Here is a 16,598-nt window from a genome sequence, read left to right as displayed (position 1 = left end):
TTAAAAATCACCTACAGAATCGCGCTATTTAGAAAGTTATTTATATCTTTGCAACGAAAACTAACGAACAATATGAGAAAGTTATTAATTGTAACATGCTTGCTGAGCACCATGATGGTTCAGGCCAAGCGATGGACTACCGACGAGGTAAAGGACATGATACGCTTGGTTAACACCTACTGGCAGACCAATAATCCGGCCGAGGTGCGCTCTTTCTGGGACAACGCCGCCTACCATACGGGTAATATGGAGGTGTACAAGTTGCTGCAGGATGAGCAGATGCTGGACTACAGTATTCGCTGGGCAGAACACAACCAGTGGAAAGGTGCCACCGAACCCAACCCCGCCAACTGGAAATACAAGAACTACGGTGAGGGACAGGACTATGTACTGTTTGGCGACTGGCAGATCTGCTTCCAGACGTACATCGACTTGTATAACCTGCAACCCGATGAGAAGAAGATAGCACGCGCCAAGGAGGTGATGGGCTATGAGGCCGACTCGAAAGCCAACGACTACTGGTGGTGGGCCGACGCACTCTACATGGTGATGCCTACACTCACCAAGATGTACAAACTGACCGGCGATACCAAGTATCTGCGCAAACTCTACGAAAACATCTGCTACAGCGATAGTATCATGCTCGACAAGGAGACAGGACTGTACTTCCGCGATGGCAAATACATCTACCCAAAGCACAAAACCGCTAAGGGCAAGAAGGATTTCTGGGCACGTGGCGATGGCTGGGTGCTGGCCGGACTGGCCAAGGTGTTACAGGATATGCCCGAGACTTACGTCCGTCAGCCGTTCTTTGTTGAGAAGTACGTGAACCTGGCACGCGGCGTGAAGAAGTTGCAGCAGCCACAGGGCCACTGGACCCGTTCGATGATGGACCCAGAGCAGGCACCTGGCTATGAAACCAGCGGTACAGCCTTCTTCTGCTACGGCTTGTTGTGGGGCGTTAATCACGGCTATCTGTCGAAGAAGGAGTTTGCACCCACCATCGATAAGGCCTGGAAATATCTGACCACCATCGCCCTGCAGAAGGACGGTAAGGTAGGATATGTACAGCCCATTGGCGAACGTGCTATTCCCGGACAGACAGTAGATGCCAACTCGCAGGCCAACTTTGGTGTTGGTGCCTTCCTGCTGGCCGCATGTGAATACGTGAAATACATTGGCCGATGAATCTGTTATTAACAATTGCACTCGGTATAGCCAACCTGCTACCGCAGGCTGAGGATGCCTTCTGGCGCGACTCCATCCCCCAGGAGATGAAGCAGAGCTATACCGTATATGGCGAACAGTATCTGGGCAAAGCGTGGACGGCTTTGCCCTGGACTGTTTTTGCCGAGAACAAGATAACCGGTAACCGCGTAAACTACGAGGGAATCTGTTTTGAGAAGCGCCGCCATCTGGCAGCCCTCGTCATGGCCGAGATTGTAGAGGGTAAAGGCCGGTTTATGAACGATATTATCGATGGAATCGGTAGTTTTTGCGAAGAAACCTGGTGGGGCATACCCGCCCACTACGGCAAGCGTATTCCCCTGCAGGACATACAGGAGGTTGACTTGTTTAATGCCGAAACAGCCAGTCTGATTGTATGGACACGCTATATGCTGGAGAAGCAGTTGGATGCCTTTTCGCCCGATATCTGTCAACGTATCGACCGAGAGGTTGAACAGCGTATCCTGAAACCCGCCGTAGCCAACAACTACTGGTGGAAGACGGCGGGCATGAACTGGAACCCATGGATTTGCAGCAACTGGCTGGCCTGTGTGCTGATATGCGAGAAGAACGAGGCCCGCAAAGCCGAAGCCATCGGCCAAATAGAAAAGGCCACCCATGCGTTTATCGACGCCTATCCCGAGGATGGCGGTTGCGATGAGGGTCCTGGCTATTGGGACCGTGCTGCAGCCTCGATGTTCGAGGTACTGAGATTGCTGCCCGATGCCTCACACTTTGACGCGCAAGCCGATAAAATCAAGAAAATGGCTGCTTACAGCTATAAGACCTATATCGGGCATGATTACTGTGTGAACTTTGCCGATGCACACGAGAACAAGGCTGTGCAACAGGTAAACATCGTGTATCCATTCGGTCATTGGCTGAACGATAAAACCATGCGTGAGTTTGGTGCTTACTTAGGACGAACCAAGCAAGTATTAACCCAGCCAGCCCTGCTCTATGACAAGAGCGGCAACTTCCCAACATTGGGCCGCGAGCTGTTCTTCTTACGAAATATTCGCGATTTCATCGTAGAAAAGCCCCAGGAACCGCTGATTAAGGACGCGTGGCTACCTAACCTACAGATTATGACAGCGCGCCGTGGCAGCCTTTATACGGCCTTTAAGGGTGGTCATAACGGAGAGAGTCACAATCACAACGACGTGGGTTCGTTCATAGTTTATGTAGAAGGCGAACCACTGTTCATTGATCCGGGTGTGGGCGAATATACCGCCAAGACCTTCAGCAACAGTCGTTATGAGATATGGACCATGCAGTCGGGCTATCACAATCTGCCACAGATTAACGGTACCGACCAGCAGGATGGTAAGGCGTTTGGCGCCAAAATGGTGAGTCACCAGAACGGACAGCTGACACTCGACATAGCAGGTGCCTACCCCCAACAGGCAGATGTTAAATCGTGGAAAAGAACCGTTACAGCAGCCAAATCGGGCATCACGGTGACCGAGGATTTTGAACTAAACACCTACAAGGCCCCTACCCGTCTGATGCTGATGACCACCAACCGCGATGCGCTAAAGCACATCAGCTACAACGCTAAACAGTTGGAAGCAACCATCGAGGACATCAGCAACCAGCTCGACCCACTGCTACAAGGTGTATGGGGACCAAAGATGTACCGCGTGGTGCTGACGGTGAAATCAACAAAGACTAAGCAACAAATTAAATATACGATCAAATGAATAAACTACTACTTACTATAGTTTTGCTGGTAGCATTGGCCACAGGGGCCAATGCCCAGCAAACAACCCTTGCTGTAACTAACCCTACCGACTACCAACGTCAGGAGGTGGTAGAGGCTGACTTACAGGCCGTTTACAACCGATTAGGTTTGACCGCTGGCGAAACATTCGTGATAAAGAACGGATTCGGCCAGGAACAGGCCTACCAGATATCGTATGATGGAAAACTGCTGATGTATGTATCGGTTCTGCCTCACAGCCAGGCCGAATTCACCATCGCCAAAGGGCAGCCTGCAGCGATGAAACCGCATGTTTTCGGCAGACTCTTCCCTGAACGCGCCGACGATATGGCCTGGGAGAATGATCGGGGAATCTATCGCATATACGGTCCGGCGCTGCAGCGCAGCGGTGAGAAATCGTTTGGTACCGACGTATGGACCAAGAGCACCCCGGAACTGGTGCTTGAGAAACGCTATAAGATGCACCTGTGGGGTGTGGGACAACGCGACTCGCTGAGAAGAGCAGGCAAACAGAAAGAAGGCAACGATATCTACATAGCAACCTCGTTCCATCACAACCATGGTGAGGGAATGGATGTATATTCTGTAGGTCCCAGCTTAGGCTGCGGCGCACCAGCACTGATGAAGAACGGCGAGCTGGTTTTTCCATATTGCTTTAAAAACTACAAGATATTAGATAATGGTCCGCTACGTTTCACCGTAGAGCTGATCTACCATCCCAACAGCGATGGTGTAACAGAGCATCGACTGGTGAGTCTGGACCGAGGTTCACATTACAACAAGATAACAGTTTGGTACGATGGCCTGAAACAAGCCAGCGCCTGGGCCTCAGGTGTGGTGCTGAATGGCGAGGGCGAATTAGCAATAGGCAAGGACTATGTGCTGTATGCCGACCCTACCGACAATCCCCAGATAAACCAGTCGCAGATTTACGTGGGCACCTTGTTCCCCAACGGTGTGGATGAAACCACCCGACTTAACGGCAACAAGAACCACGCCTTGGGCATTGTGCGCCATTATAACGGCAAGCCCTACACCTATTATTTCGGCTCTGCCTGGAGCTGCAACGACGTGAAGACAATGGCCGAGTGGCAGCTTTTGGCCAACAACTATCTGAACAATATCAAGAATCCACTAATAACAGACATCAAATGAAACGAACAACAACCTTGTTGGTATTAGCCCTGATGCTAGTAATACCAACGCAAGCCAAAAAGACAAAAACGCCAGAACAGACCGACCGCCAATACTGGTGCTCGCTGGCCTACAAGATGGCCCAGCCCGTATTGGAGAATATGGCCAAGGGCGAGCTGCAGAAGAACATGAAGACAGAGTTCTCGCCCTCGTTTGATAACCGCGACCGCTCGGTGGTGTATATGGAAACCTTCGGACGCCTGATGGCTGGTGTGGCCCCTTGGCTCGCACTACCCGACGACAATACCGCTGAGAGCCAGCAGCGCCACCAGTTACGCGAGTGGGCATTGGCCTCGTATAAGAACGCTGTAGATCCCGCATCGCCCGACTATCTGTGCTGGGGTAAGGCCGGACAGAATCTGGTAGATGCCGCCTATATCGCCGAATCGTTCCTGCGCGCCTGGGACACCTTGTGGCAGCCACTCGACGAGGTAACCAAGCAGCGTTACATCAAGGAGTTTCAGGCCTTAAGAAAGATCGATCCACCCTACACCAACTGGTTCCTATTCTCATCTACCATCGAGAGTCTGCTGGCTAAAGCTGGTGCACAGTACGACGAGTTCCGTGTAAACACCACCTGCCGCAAGGTTGAAGAGTGGTACGTGGGCGATGGCTGGTATGCCGATGGCCCCGTGTTTGCTTTCGATTACTACAGCAGCTACGTGTTCCACGCCATGTATCTGGAGACTCTGCAGGCTATGGTAGATGCTAAGGCCAACACCCGTCTGGACTATCAGAAGTACTACGATCGCGCCCTGAAGCGTGCACAGAAGTACGCTATCATCCTGGAGCGATTCATATCGCCAGAGGGTACTTTCCCCGTAATTGGCCGCTCTATCCCCTATCGTACAGCCGCTATGCAGACGTTAGCTCTGATAGCCTGGTATCAGAAGCTGCCTAAGGAACTGAGCAACGGACAGGTTCGCGCTGCCCTCACCAAGGTGCATCACCGTATGTTCGACTATCAGCAGAACTTTAACGATGCCGGTTATCTTACTATCGGTTTCTGCGGTTCACAGCCTGAGGTGGCCGACTGGTACACCAACAACGGTTCGCTTTATCTTACCAGCTTGAGCTTGATGCCACTTGGTTTGCCAGCTGATCATCCATTCTGGACCGATGCCGCTGAGCCTTGGACACAGGTAAAAGCCTGGAACGGACAGAAGTTCCCTAAGGATCACCGTTGGGGTGATGATATCCGCACACACGATAAATGGTAATAATTCCCACACGCGGGAATAAAAAATTCACGGGCCGCCCAAAACTGGACGGCCCGCGCTGATAGAGAGAGTGGTTATCTAACTAATTAATTTCTGTATGCGGGATTCTGATAAGCAGACTTCTCCTCCTCGGTCATCTCCATACCATCGAGCTGACTCTGTGGGATAGGACGGATGTAGTAACCAGCAGGAATATCGCGCTTAAATGTCTGCAGATCCTTATCGGTGTAATCAGCACCTGCGATGCGATAGGTACCAGCACGCTTATCCCACATCTGAGTACGAACGAGGTCGAACCAACGGTATCCCTCACCCCAGAACTCGCGGCTACGCTCATCGAGGATAAAGTCGATAGTAATTTTATCAGGAGTAGCAGCTACCATTTCGGCGCTCTTATCTACTGATACAGCAACATTGTCATTCTGATTGAAAGTCTGCTTTCCTGCACGGGCACGGAGCACGTTAACCAGTTTCTTTGCATCATCGTTCTTGCCAAGCTTAACAGCAGCCTCAGCACCAATGAGATAGAACTCAGAGAACTTTGCTACGTTCCAAGGACGTGGACTACCTCCATTAACCTTTGAACCAAGACCTCCATCATTATCTGTACGATAGATACCAATCTTCCAGTTGATGGGGTACTTCTTGCGGCTGATGTGGTTAACAGCGACAACAAAGTCAGCACGACCAGGCATTTCTCCGAAACCAAGCTTTTCATCAGCACCTGTATATTTGATGTTTTCATCCTCACTTTCAGGAACCCAGCTGAAGTAAACATCATTTGGATAGATCTTCTCACCATTGGCACCGTATACAAACGCATCGCTGCCTCCTGCCTTATGCCAGTTGGTGTGATAACGCAGCGTGAAAGTTGCATCATAACGAGAGTCAATAGCCTTTACAGCATCTTCCCATACACCACCTTCCATGAAGTTGTCGGCGATAGGAGCCATACGTGTCCAAGGACGTCCAAGAGCTTGAACAGCCTCACGCTGAACGGGGTTGATATAAACGGTTTCACCCTTATCATTCTTTCTATCAGTCTTTGCAATCATTTCTGTATAGTTCCAAGTCTCCATCCAGTAAGCAAAGTTCTCAGGAGAACCACCGTTACCCCAACCGTAACCAGCACCTCCGTTACCAAACTTCTCATTCTCGTTGTGATCAGCGTAGAGCATAATTTCTGAGTTACGATCGTTGGTAGCTACGTTAACATCATAGAATGTAGGCTGCAGACCGTAAGGGCCTGGGTTGTCGATAGCCTGCTTGGCCATATCGAAAGCTTTCTGGAAATAACTCTGGGCCTGACCGGCGTCGCGGCTGCACTCAGGATAGGTAGGAATGTTATTAGGATTCTCTAACCACCATGCGTAAGTAAGATATGCCTTAGAGAGATACAGACGAGCCAAGTTCTTGGTTGCAGAACCAGTAAGACGAGGATTATCAGGCAAATCAGACAAAGCTTTCTCGAGATCACTAAAAATGACCTTATAAACTTCAGGAACAGTGTTACGTACTGAGGTTCGAATAGTTGTTGTATTGAACTTCAGTTCACCGGCACCCAAATCGAGGGGCACACCACCATAGGTCTGTACCAGGATAAAGTAGTCGAATGCACGGAAGAAGTAAGCCTCAGCGAGCAGGGCATCGTCGATACCAGCAGCAGCTCCATTCTCTATGATACCATTACAGGTATTGATATTTGCAAACAGGGTACCCCATGCACCACCAGCAACAGTGCTAGTAGAAGTAACAGAGCCTACACCAGAAAGGTCGGCATCCTTAAAGTTACCATCGGCACTCTGTGCGTAGGTGTACTCATCAGTACCCGTCTCCAATGTATTCAGATAATATCCGTTGCCATAGAAATAGCGCAGGTGAGCGTAGAGCGATGTCAGACCGCCCTCAATACCCGTCTTCGTTGTGAAGAATGATGGGTCGAAAGTGCTGCGTGGCTGCTCATCGAGCACATCGCCACAAGAGGTGAATGTTGTAGAAAGACCACAGCAAACCAAGCCCGCAGCAAGAATATATTTTATACTTTTAGTTTTCATAATTATTAATTCTTTAATGTTGTTAGAATGTAACGTTAACACCAACCAAGAAATTGCGGGTAGCAGGTGTGTTGTAACCTACGATTGGCATCTTATGCTTGCCTGTGTAACCATCAACAGCAACAGCTGTGTTCTGGTTAGCCCATGAGTTGGTCTCAGGATCAAGTCCGCTCTCGTTATTAAATGGTGAGAACAGAACGAATGGATTCTGAACAGTAGCATAGAGGCGCAGACGGCTGATACCAAGATCCTTCACAGCCTTCAGCTTGTCGAAGTTGTAACCCAGTGTAATGGTACGAATCTTCAGATAGCCAGCATCGAAGTAACCGAGTGTTGAACCGAACTTGGGGTTATCACCATCCTGAATACCACCTGGTTTTGGATACTTAGCACCAGTGTTCTCCTCGGTCCAGTAGTCAACATCGAGGTTGTTACGACGACCAGTAAGCATGTTCAGGTAACCGCTAGAAGAGTGGATAGCGCTGATGAGCTTACCAACAACCTGGAAGGCACCGATAACAGTCAGGTCGAAGTTCTTATAACCAACAGTGGTATTGAAACCTCCCATCAGTTTTGGTTCCATGCTGATGATCTGTCGATCCTCAGGACCAATCTGACGAGTAGGTATGCCGTTGGCATCATAGTCGCCAGTATACTTAACCTTAATCATTCCCACATTTCCACCTTTTACCAGAGCCTCGAGGTTAGTCTTGCCATCAGGACCAGTTACGATATCACTCTGGTTCCACAGGCCCTCGTACTCGTAATCGTAGATCACGTCGATAGGATAACCAACAAACCAGCGGTTAGCCTCATCACGATCGGCACCTGATGCCAGAGCTGTCAGTTTATTGCGGTTAGCATAGAGGTTAATACCAGCCTCCCAGTTCCATCCGTTCTTGTTGTCAAGGATGATACCATTCAGAGTTAACTCCCAACCTTTATTCTCGGTCTTACCAATGTTACCAGTATAGCTGCCTACACCAGAAGTTGAAGGCATGGTAACATCAAGCAGGATGTCATTTGTTTTCTGGACATAGTATTCGAATGATCCAGACAGGCGACCATTGAACAAAGAGAAGTCGAGACCGAAGTTCCATGTCTTAGAATACTCCCATCCAAGATCCACATTAGGCAGAGATGATACGTAATATCCAGCCTCGTTGGTTGTACCGAAGTTATAGTTACGAATTGAAAGGGTACCCAAGGTTGAATATGGGTTGATAGACTGGTTAGAAGTTTCACCGTAACCTACACGCAGTTTCAAGTTGTCAATCCAAGTAAGGTTCTCCATGAACTGCTCACGAGCAATGTTCCAACCAGCACTTACAGCGGGATAAGTGTGCCACTGATGACCCTTAGCCAGACGTGATGAAGCATCAGAACGGAGGGCTGCAGAGAGCATATACTTATTGTCGTAAGAGTACATCACACGACCCATCCAAGAGATAAGGCCACTCTGCCAGTAACTATAATTATTCAAGTTAACTTCGCCTGTAGCGTACGACAGATTATAATACTGCATGTAATCAGCAGGAATCTCCTGAGCCGATGCGCCAGTAGACTCATATGTAGTCTGCTCGGCAGAGTACATAGCAACAACATTCAGGTTGTGCTTCTCGGCAAAGGTTCTATCAAAGGTCAGCAGATGCTCAACAGCCCAGTTACGAGTCTGATTCTCTGAGATACTACCGCTATTAACAGCATTAGCATCCTTATTATTAATACCAGTACCAGTGAAACTGCCGCCCTTAGAGCTACGGAAGTTCAGACCTACGTTTACGCGATAGGTCAGACCCTCGATCCATGGGCACTTAACCTCGGCAAACAGAGTGTTGTATGAACCGATACCCTTGTTCTCGCTCAGCCATACGTCCTTATCGCGCTCAACAGTCTCTTTGGTTACTACAACCTGGTCATCTGCAGGCAGAGTGTTGTAACGCTTCAGATTACCGTTCTCATCGTATGGACTTGAAAGCGGAGATGCGCACAATACAGCATACATATTGTTAACACCCTGAGTTTTACGATAGCTGTTGTTGGTACTCAAACCAAAACGGAAGTACTTTCCAACAGTCTGGTCGAAGTTACCACGAACAGAGATACGATCGTAACCCTCAGTAGGAAGTACTGATTCATCATGATAGTAACCAGCACCAAAGCTGTAGCTACCACCATTGGTACCACCAGCAACGCTTACATCATGATTGTGACTTACACCTGTCTTATAATAAAGGTCCTGCCAATCGGTATTGGTTGTCTCGCTCTCGTCGAGTGAGTTTTTATACTTACCAGCATACTGGCGGAACTTGTTGAACGTAGGACCATCCATCATAGGATACTTGTGGAACACCTTCTTAAACGATATATAACCATTATATGTAACCTTGGCAGGTGTGCCCTGGTTACCCTTAACGGTTGTGATGATGATAACACCGTTAGCACCACGCGAACCGTAGATAGCGGTAGCAGAAGCATCCTTCAGGATATCCATCGACTTGATGTCGGCTGGGTTGATATCTGAAAGCTGACCCATGAATGGAATACCATCGAGCACAATCAGAGGGTCGTTACTTGCACTCAGTGAGCGCTGGCCACGAATACGAATCTGCATCTCATCACCAGGCTTAGAACCTGTCTGAGTCATCAATACACCAGCTACACGACCCTGCAGAGCCTGAGCGGCGTTAGTAGCAGCAACCTGGTTAAGTTTTTCACCACCAATGTTTGCAACAGAACCGGTAACGGCCTCACGACGCTGTGTACCATAACCGATAACAACAACCTCGTTTACAACGTGGCCGTCTTCCTTAAGATTAACATTTACATTTGTGCCAGCCTTGATTTCCTGCGACACATAGCCTACATAAGATACAACAAGTGTTGCACCTGGCTTTACATTAAGAGTGAAGAAGCCATTGAAATCGGTAACGGTACCATTATTAGTACCCTTCTCCATGACCGTGGCACCAATCAGCGGACCCTGAGAGTCTGACACATAACCGGTTGCCTGCTTCGTTTGCTGTACGGAAGCTACTGATTCGGTAGCTGCCGAAGCCTGCTGTACAGGAGCCATGCCTAAAAAGCACAATCCTGCAACTAAGGCTGTTTTCTTTGCTTTGAAACTCATACGTTTGGTTTGTTAGTTAAAATTTAATTAATTGAATAAAAGAAAAAAATCTGCCGCAAAGATAGGCAGATTCTTATTTAGAGGCTTTAACGTATGTTTCGTTTCGTTTCACTTTTGTCTCAACCGGGGTTTTTTAGCCCTTTTTGCTCAATATATTCGGTTGGAGACACTCCAAACTGCTTGCGGAACACCGTTGAAAAGTGTGCTAAGTTACTAAATCCAACTGAATATGCAACCTGTGTAACATTGATTTTTTGCTCCTCGAGCAATCGTACGGCCTGCTCCAAACGGATGTTTCTTACAAACTCGCTGACGGGGATTCCGGTGAGTTCTTTCATTTTTCGATGCAACTGGGCACGACTGATGCCAACACCCTTGGCCAGCATCTCAACACTAAAGTCGTTGTCGTCCAAATGTTCGTTCACCTCTTTCAGCACACGTTCCATCAGCAACTCGTCGTTACCCTTAATAGGTTTCTCCTCAATCTTATCCTTGGGCTGTTGCAAACCCGAGTATTTACCCTTCAGGCGCAGGTTGGTGCTGATCAGGTTGTTGATCACCATGTGCAACTCGTCCATATCAAACGGTTTGGCCAGGAAGGCGTCGGCACCTTTCTCCAAGCCCTCCAGACGGTTGGCTACAGCAGCCTTCGAAGTGAGCATCACCACTGGGATATGATTCAGGTTCATATTGGTCTTAATCATTCGCAACAGCGTAAAGCCGTCCATCTCGGGCATCATCACATCACTCACCACCAGGTCGAACTGCTTCTCGGATTCAGAAAGCAACAGGCGCAGGGCCTCACGCCCGCTGGTTACAGGGGTGATATGATAGTAGCAGCCCAGCTCCTGAGCGATATAGCGACCTATCTCCTCGTCGTCGTCCACAATCAGCACATGATAGCTGGTTTGTGCGCGCTGGCGTGTTGTCTTCTCTTTCTCCTCAACCTTCAGCAACTCTTCTTCCTTCAGATGTTCGCAGCCTAAAGGCAGATGTACGGTGAACACACTACCCTGCTCATCGTCGCGATTGGCCGCATCGATGGTACCCTGATGCATCTCAACCACCATCTTACACAGGTTCAGACCGATACCTGTTCCCTCGATATGCATGCTACGCGAACTGGCTCCCTGATAGAAACGGTCGAAAAGCCTGCGTGGATCGCCCTTGATGCCCATACCATTATCAACCACCTGCAGGATAGCTGTTTGTTTCTCGATATCCTGAGACACACATACCTCGATCTCACCACCATCGTAGGTGTACTTAAAGGCATTAGAGAGCAGATTGTCAACCACCTTGTCGATGGCCTTACGATCGAACCACACACTGAGTTTATCGAGCGTAGGCGCATAGCGGAAATTGATATGACGCTCGTTGGCGGTATACTCGTACGACTTAAGCAGATTACCCACATACTGTACCATATCAGTTTCCTGGCATTGCAGCTTCATCTGCTGTCGGTCCATCTTACGGATATCAAGTATCTGGTTCACCAGATTCTGTACACGCTGGGCGTTATGCTCGATGGTCTTCAGCTCGTTGGTTACCTCTGGGTCGAAGTCGCGCTTCAACAATTTGTGCAGCGGACTCATGATGAGCGTCAGTGGCGAGCGAATATCGTGGGTGGCATTGATAAGGAACTTCATCTTATCCTCGTCCAACTCCTGGCGACGACGACGGATATAGCTCCATACCAAGGTACCCAACGTCATGATGCCTATACATATATATAATAGGTACGCCCAAGAGGATCTGTACCAAGGTGCATGCACAATAATGTGGAAAACCTCGGTATCGGTATAAATGCCGTTATCGTAGGCTCTAACCTCGAGGATATACGAACCGGGCTGCATGTGGGTAAACGATACCACATTTCGACCAACTTCGGTCTGTCCCCACTCGCGGCTGCCATTCAATCGGTACTCGTAAATCACGTTTTCGGCATTGGCAAAGTTGAGTGATGAGAACTCTAACGAGAAGGTATTATCGATGAAATCGAGCTCGATGCGCTTGGTGCTGGGACGCGCCACACCACCTACATAGATGCCTGTAAGCAGCACTTTGCCTATCTCGGAATTCTTCATCTGCAGGTCGGTAGGATTGAACGAGGTGATACCATCGCTAAAGCCGAACCAGATACGACCGTCGTGGGTGCGCATAGCTGTACCGCTGACATACTCACGACTGGCCAGACCATTGCCGTAAAGATAGCTCACAAACTGCTGGTCGGCATGTTTGTACTGCCAAAGTCCCATGGTGGTACTAATCCACAAGTCGCCAGCCTGATCCTGAATGATACCGTTCACCACCTTGTTGCTCAGCACTTCGGCATCGGGGAACGGTTTGGCTATTTTCTCCTTTTCATCGTAATAATACAAGCCCGAATAGGTACCGAACAATATCTTGTGATCGCGTGTTTCGCATACCGCCTCGATAGTGCTATAGTCGAGCAGCACCTCCCAGCCGTACGAACGGAAGCTGTCTTCGGCTGGGTCGTAACAGTTAATACCCGAAGCCGAGCAAATCCAAAGCTTACCACGACTGTCAACCAGCAGTTTCCTGATCCAGTCGTTATGCAGTCGGCCTTTCGGTCCGTCGCCATCGTACATACTGAAATGGCGCAATTCATCGGTATTGGTATCGTACGAGAAGAAGCCCGCCGAATAAACCGAAAAGAAGAGTTTTCCCTTTCCATCGTCGGTAATCGAGTTAACAAAGCCGCTCTTGAACGATGTCTTGAGCTGATACTGTCCGGTAAGAGGGTTGTAGGCATAGAGACCTGCGTTGGTACCAAGCCAATAATGGCCCAATCCATCGCGATATATCACATACGTGCCATCGGGCGAGGCAGGATGAGCCACCAAACGGCCCGTGGCATCGAACCCGAAGATACCGTTATTCTGTACAGCACACCAGGTCATACCGCTGTCGCCAGCACAGATAGAGGTGAGCGAGCCACCCGTACTCAGGTGCTGATCGATGAATTTCCACGAACGGAAAGGCGACTGGTGCTGGGGGATGAGCAGCAGACCGCGACTCTGACAACCAATCCACAGGTTCTCCTGATTATCCTCGAACAGCGACCAGATAGTAGCTGTGTTCAAATCCAACGAGGCATTCTGGAACTCATAGCGGCGCATACGGCGCTCGCCACGAGGCACCCACCACAGACCATCGCCCATGGTGCCGATATACAGGTTGCCAGCCTTGTCGCACTTGGCGGTACGCAGCAGCAAGTCCTTACCACGCATTTCGCCTGGGTCGATATAGTCGGATGTCAGCTGTCCGTCGCGATAGTAAAGCAGTCCATGATTGCACACTATCAGCACGCCGCCCTCGTAACCTACAAAACCGGTTACCATACCGTAAGGCGACAGTAGCTCCTCGATCTTACCTTTGGGCGAACGGCGGATAATGGAATTACCATGACCCGATTTCCAGAAATAGCCCTTTTGATCGATAAAAATATAACTAAAATAGTTTTTATCTGCCTTGGCGTAGCCTTCAACACGCTGCGAGTTATTGTTGCGGGTATCAACTCTGAAGAGTCCGTAACCGGCAGTACCAATCAGCAGGTGGTTGGCATCTTCCTGAATGATGGCATTGATACGAGGTATGCTGGTGGCACCTTTCATCTCAACCGAGATAAACTGGTTGGTAACAGGATCGAAGCGGTCGAGGCCCAACTGGGTACCCACCCAGAGAGTGCCGTTCACATCCTCGAATAGATACGATATCACATTGCTGCTCACAGTATTGGGGTTACCTTTCTCGTGCAGATAGTTGGTAAAACGGTAACCGTCGTATTTGTTCAAACCATACTCTGTACCAATCCAGATGTAGCCGTCCTTATCCTGGCATATCTGGGTTATCTGGTTGCTCGACAGTTTCTCTGACGTGTAGAAATGCGATTGACCTGTACATAGTAGCGTAAATGTTGATAGTAATGTAAGTAGTAGATAACGGAACATTGTTTTTAAATTGAGGTTTACAAGTTATAAATAGAAGATGCTTTCGGGCCCCATGTTAAACAGCAGGTCTAACACCGACAGATTGGGTAGGAACCCATGTTTCTGGGCGTACACCTGATAATAGGGCTTAGGCGAGAAATCGGCATCGGGTGCCGGATGTTTAGGGTTGATGGCTGAACGGTAGTCAGTCAGATTTATGGGGTCGGGGATGAACTCTGTTGTTCGGGCCACTTGGGGCTGAATATCGATGAGTTCGCACATTTTCAGGCTGATGGTCTCGTTAAAATCTACCAGGTAGTCCCATCGCTGCTCAAAGAACGGGCGGATGTCGTCCTGGTAATACTCAAAGAAAGGCGATTCGCCATAAGCGCTCTGCAGGGCCATCCAGTGCAGATGGCGCCAGTTGCCATGATCGCTGATGCGGATATCCTTGATTAGCGGCGATGTGCCACGTTCAACGGGCACGGTAAGGGCTTGCACACCATTGGTGGTGGCTATCAGGCAGCGGTTGCGATAGGTCTGCTTCAGGAAACTCTCCCACTGTTCAATCAGCACAGTGTCAGCCCGATGCAGCTTCTGATACCACTGCACCGGGCCGAAATAGGTTGTACTGAGCAAAACCTGCATGGTTCTACCTTATTTAATATTATCTACGATGTTACCGATACGGCTCCAGCGAATGCCGCCAAATCCGTTACGGTCAGGATCGCTACTCCACCAGATGAAGATAGGCTTACCCACAATATGATCCTCGGGCACAAATCCCCAGTAACGAGAGTCGGCCGAATTATGACGGTTATCACCCATCATCCAGTAGTAATCCAGCTTAAAGGTGTACTCGTTGGCCAGCTTGCCGTTGATATAGATCTTGCCATCGCGAACCTGCAGGTCGTTACCCTCGTAGGCACGGATGCAACGCTCGTACATAGGCAGATTCTCCAGCGAGAGATTGATGGTGGCACCCTTCTTTGGAATCCAGATAGGACCGTAGTTGTCGCGAGTCCAATGGTAGTTGCCGTTCTGTGGATACAGGCTCCATGTTTCGCGGTCGTAATGGAAAACGATGCTCTCCAGCAGATCGCCGCAGGCCTTCATCTCGCTCACCACGCGATTGGTAAGTGGCATGTAACCGTTGTTATTCAGCGATACCAGTTCCTCCTGAGTAATACCCCACTTCTCCATCTCCTCGTCGGTAAAGTGGCGCTTCAGGCGCAGTTCGTAGGTGTACTGCACGTTGTCGGGCTCCTTGTTGGCCTTGCCATCCAGATATACCACGTGGTCCTTAATCTGCAGCGTTTGTCCGGGCAGACCCACACAACGCTTAACATAGTTCTCACGACGGTCGGTTGGACGGGTATCAATCTCGCCAAACTCCTGTGGGTGGTCCTTGATAATCGTCTTACCGGTCTGGTAGATATCGTTGTACAGCTTCAGTCGCTGCTCGGCTGAAAGGTTGTCGGGGTTGGGCATGTTGGGATAGTTGCCAACGCCGTAGCCGTAGCACAGATTGTAGTATTCAGTCTGATACTGCAGGGCGGTACAGATGGTGTCGCCGGCAGGATAGTTGAACACGACGATATCGTTGAGCTGCACGTTGCCCAAACCTTTTACACGACGATAGTCCCAGTGAGGCCACTCAATGTAGCTCTTGCACTCAACCACGGGCAGGGTGTGCTGGGTGAGCGGCATCGTCAAGGGTGTCTGAGGGATACGTGGACCGTAGCTTACCTTTGATACAAACAGGTAATCGCCCGTCAACAGCGACTTTTCGAGCGAACTTGATGGAATCACGTAGTTCTGGAAGAAGAACTGATTGATGAAGTAGACGGCCACCAGCGCAAACACCAGGGCATCAATCCACGACATCACAAACTTAACAGGCTTCTCGGCCTCTTTCCACCACTGCCACTTTATCTTCTTGGTAATATACACGTCGAAGATAAATGGTACGACCAGCAGTCCCCACCAGCTGCCAACCCAATACAGGAAGAGCAGATACAGCACCAGCACGCCAATAAACTTGGCCCACTGCACTTTGGGGTCGAATTCTTTCTTTTTAACCATTATTGCTAAGGC

At 49.4% G+C, this 16,598-nt stretch carries 9 protein-coding genes; 4 read left to right on the top strand and 5 right to left on the bottom strand.

Going from position 1 to position 16,598, the window contains the following annotated elements:
- Nucleotides 1-72 precede the first annotated feature (72 nt).
- The 4 genes from BLU97_RS03030 to BLU97_RS03015 are packed head-to-tail and all read left to right on the top strand — an operon-like array spanning nt 73 to nt 5,364.
- Complete coding sequence (locus BLU97_RS03030) at nt 73-1,188, top strand: glycoside hydrolase family 88 protein (RefSeq protein ID WP_074760192.1); 1,116 nt, start codon at nt 73-75, stop codon at nt 1,186-1,188.
- Nucleotides 1,185-2,930, top strand: coding sequence for a heparinase II/III family protein (locus BLU97_RS03025; protein ID WP_074760191.1), 1,746 nt, complete (start codon nt 1,185-1,187; stop codon nt 2,928-2,930). The genes BLU97_RS03030 and BLU97_RS03025 overlap by 4 nt, the downstream gene beginning before the upstream one ends.
- Entirely contained in the window at nt 2,927-4,105 is a 1,179-nt protein-coding gene (locus BLU97_RS03020) for a DUF4861 family protein (protein WP_074760190.1), read from the top strand. The genes BLU97_RS03025 and BLU97_RS03020 overlap by 4 nt, the downstream gene beginning before the upstream one ends.
- Nucleotides 4,102-5,364: a DUF2264 domain-containing protein gene (locus BLU97_RS03015; RefSeq protein ID WP_013064331.1), complete on the top strand. Its 1,263-nt coding sequence runs from the start codon at nt 4,102-4,104 to the stop codon at nt 5,362-5,364. The genes BLU97_RS03020 and BLU97_RS03015 overlap by 4 nt, the downstream gene beginning before the upstream one ends.
- Before the next feature lie 86 nt (nt 5,365-5,450).
- Here BLU97_RS03015 and BLU97_RS03010 read toward each other — a convergent pair whose 3' ends face one another.
- From BLU97_RS03010 to lepB, 5 genes are all read right to left on the bottom strand, one after another.
- Entirely contained in the window at nt 5,451-7,418 is a 1,968-nt protein-coding gene (locus BLU97_RS03010; RefSeq protein WP_074760189.1) for a RagB/SusD family nutrient uptake outer membrane protein, read from the bottom strand.
- Between the two features lie 22 nt (nt 7,419-7,440).
- Complete coding sequence (locus BLU97_RS03005) at nt 7,441-10,494, bottom strand: SusC/RagA family TonB-linked outer membrane protein (RefSeq protein WP_410543899.1); 3,054 nt, start codon at nt 10,492-10,494, stop codon at nt 7,441-7,443.
- 173 nt (nt 10,495-10,667) lie between these two features.
- The gene (locus tag BLU97_RS03000; RefSeq protein ID WP_074760187.1) at nt 10,668-14,522 is read right to left on the bottom strand and encodes a hybrid sensor histidine kinase/response regulator transcription factor; all 3,855 of its coding nucleotides are present in this window, start codon (nt 14,520-14,522) and stop codon (nt 10,668-10,670) included.
- A 24-nt stretch (nt 14,523-14,546) separates the two neighbouring features.
- Complete coding sequence (locus tag BLU97_RS02995) at nt 14,547-15,149, bottom strand: WbqC family protein (RefSeq protein ID WP_074760186.1); 603 nt, start codon at nt 15,147-15,149, stop codon at nt 14,547-14,549.
- Nucleotides 15,150-15,158: 9 nt separating this feature from the next.
- Nucleotides 15,159-16,586 (bottom strand): signal peptidase I, encoded by a 1,428-nt coding sequence (gene lepB / locus BLU97_RS02990; RefSeq protein WP_074760185.1) that lies wholly within the window; start codon nt 16,584-16,586, stop codon nt 15,159-15,161.
- Nucleotides 16,587-16,598: the final 12 nt, after the last annotated feature.

Source organism: Xylanibacter ruminicola, from assembly GCF_900107775.1.
Lineage (GTDB): Bacteria > Bacteroidota > Bacteroidia > Bacteroidales > Bacteroidaceae > Prevotella > Prevotella ruminicola_C.
This window is presented reverse-complemented; position numbering and strand designations above follow the sequence as displayed.

What these genes read in the sequence shown, in the direction of transcription:
- BLU97_RS03030 (WP_074760192.1), top strand. Translation starts at nt 73, where the DNA reads ATGAGAAAGTTATTAATTGTAACATGCTTGCTGAGCACCATGATGGTT.
- BLU97_RS03015 (WP_013064331.1), top strand. Translation starts at nt 4,102, where the DNA reads ATGAAACGAACAACAACCTTGTTGGTATTAGCCCTGATGCTAGTAATA.
- BLU97_RS02995 (WP_074760186.1), bottom strand. Translation starts at nt 15,149, where the DNA reads ATGCAGGTTTTGCTCAGTACAACCTATTTCGGCCCGGTGCAGTGGTAT.
- BLU97_RS03005 (WP_410543899.1), bottom strand. Translation starts at nt 10,494, where the DNA reads ATGGCTCCTGTACAGCAGGCTTCGGCAGCTACCGAATCAGTAGCTTCC.
- BLU97_RS03025 (WP_074760191.1), top strand. Translation starts at nt 1,185, where the DNA reads ATGAATCTGTTATTAACAATTGCACTCGGTATAGCCAACCTGCTACCG.
- BLU97_RS03020 (WP_074760190.1), top strand. Translation starts at nt 2,927, where the DNA reads ATGAATAAACTACTACTTACTATAGTTTTGCTGGTAGCATTGGCCACA.
- BLU97_RS03010 (WP_074760189.1), bottom strand. Translation starts at nt 7,418, where the DNA reads ATGAAAACTAAAAGTATAAAATATATTCTTGCTGCGGGCTTGGTTTGC.
- lepB (WP_074760185.1), bottom strand. Translation starts at nt 16,586, where the DNA reads ATGGTTAAAAAGAAAGAATTCGACCCCAAAGTGCAGTGGGCCAAGTTT.
- BLU97_RS03000 (WP_074760187.1), bottom strand. Translation starts at nt 14,522, where the DNA reads ATGTTCCGTTATCTACTACTTACATTACTATCAACATTTACGCTACTA.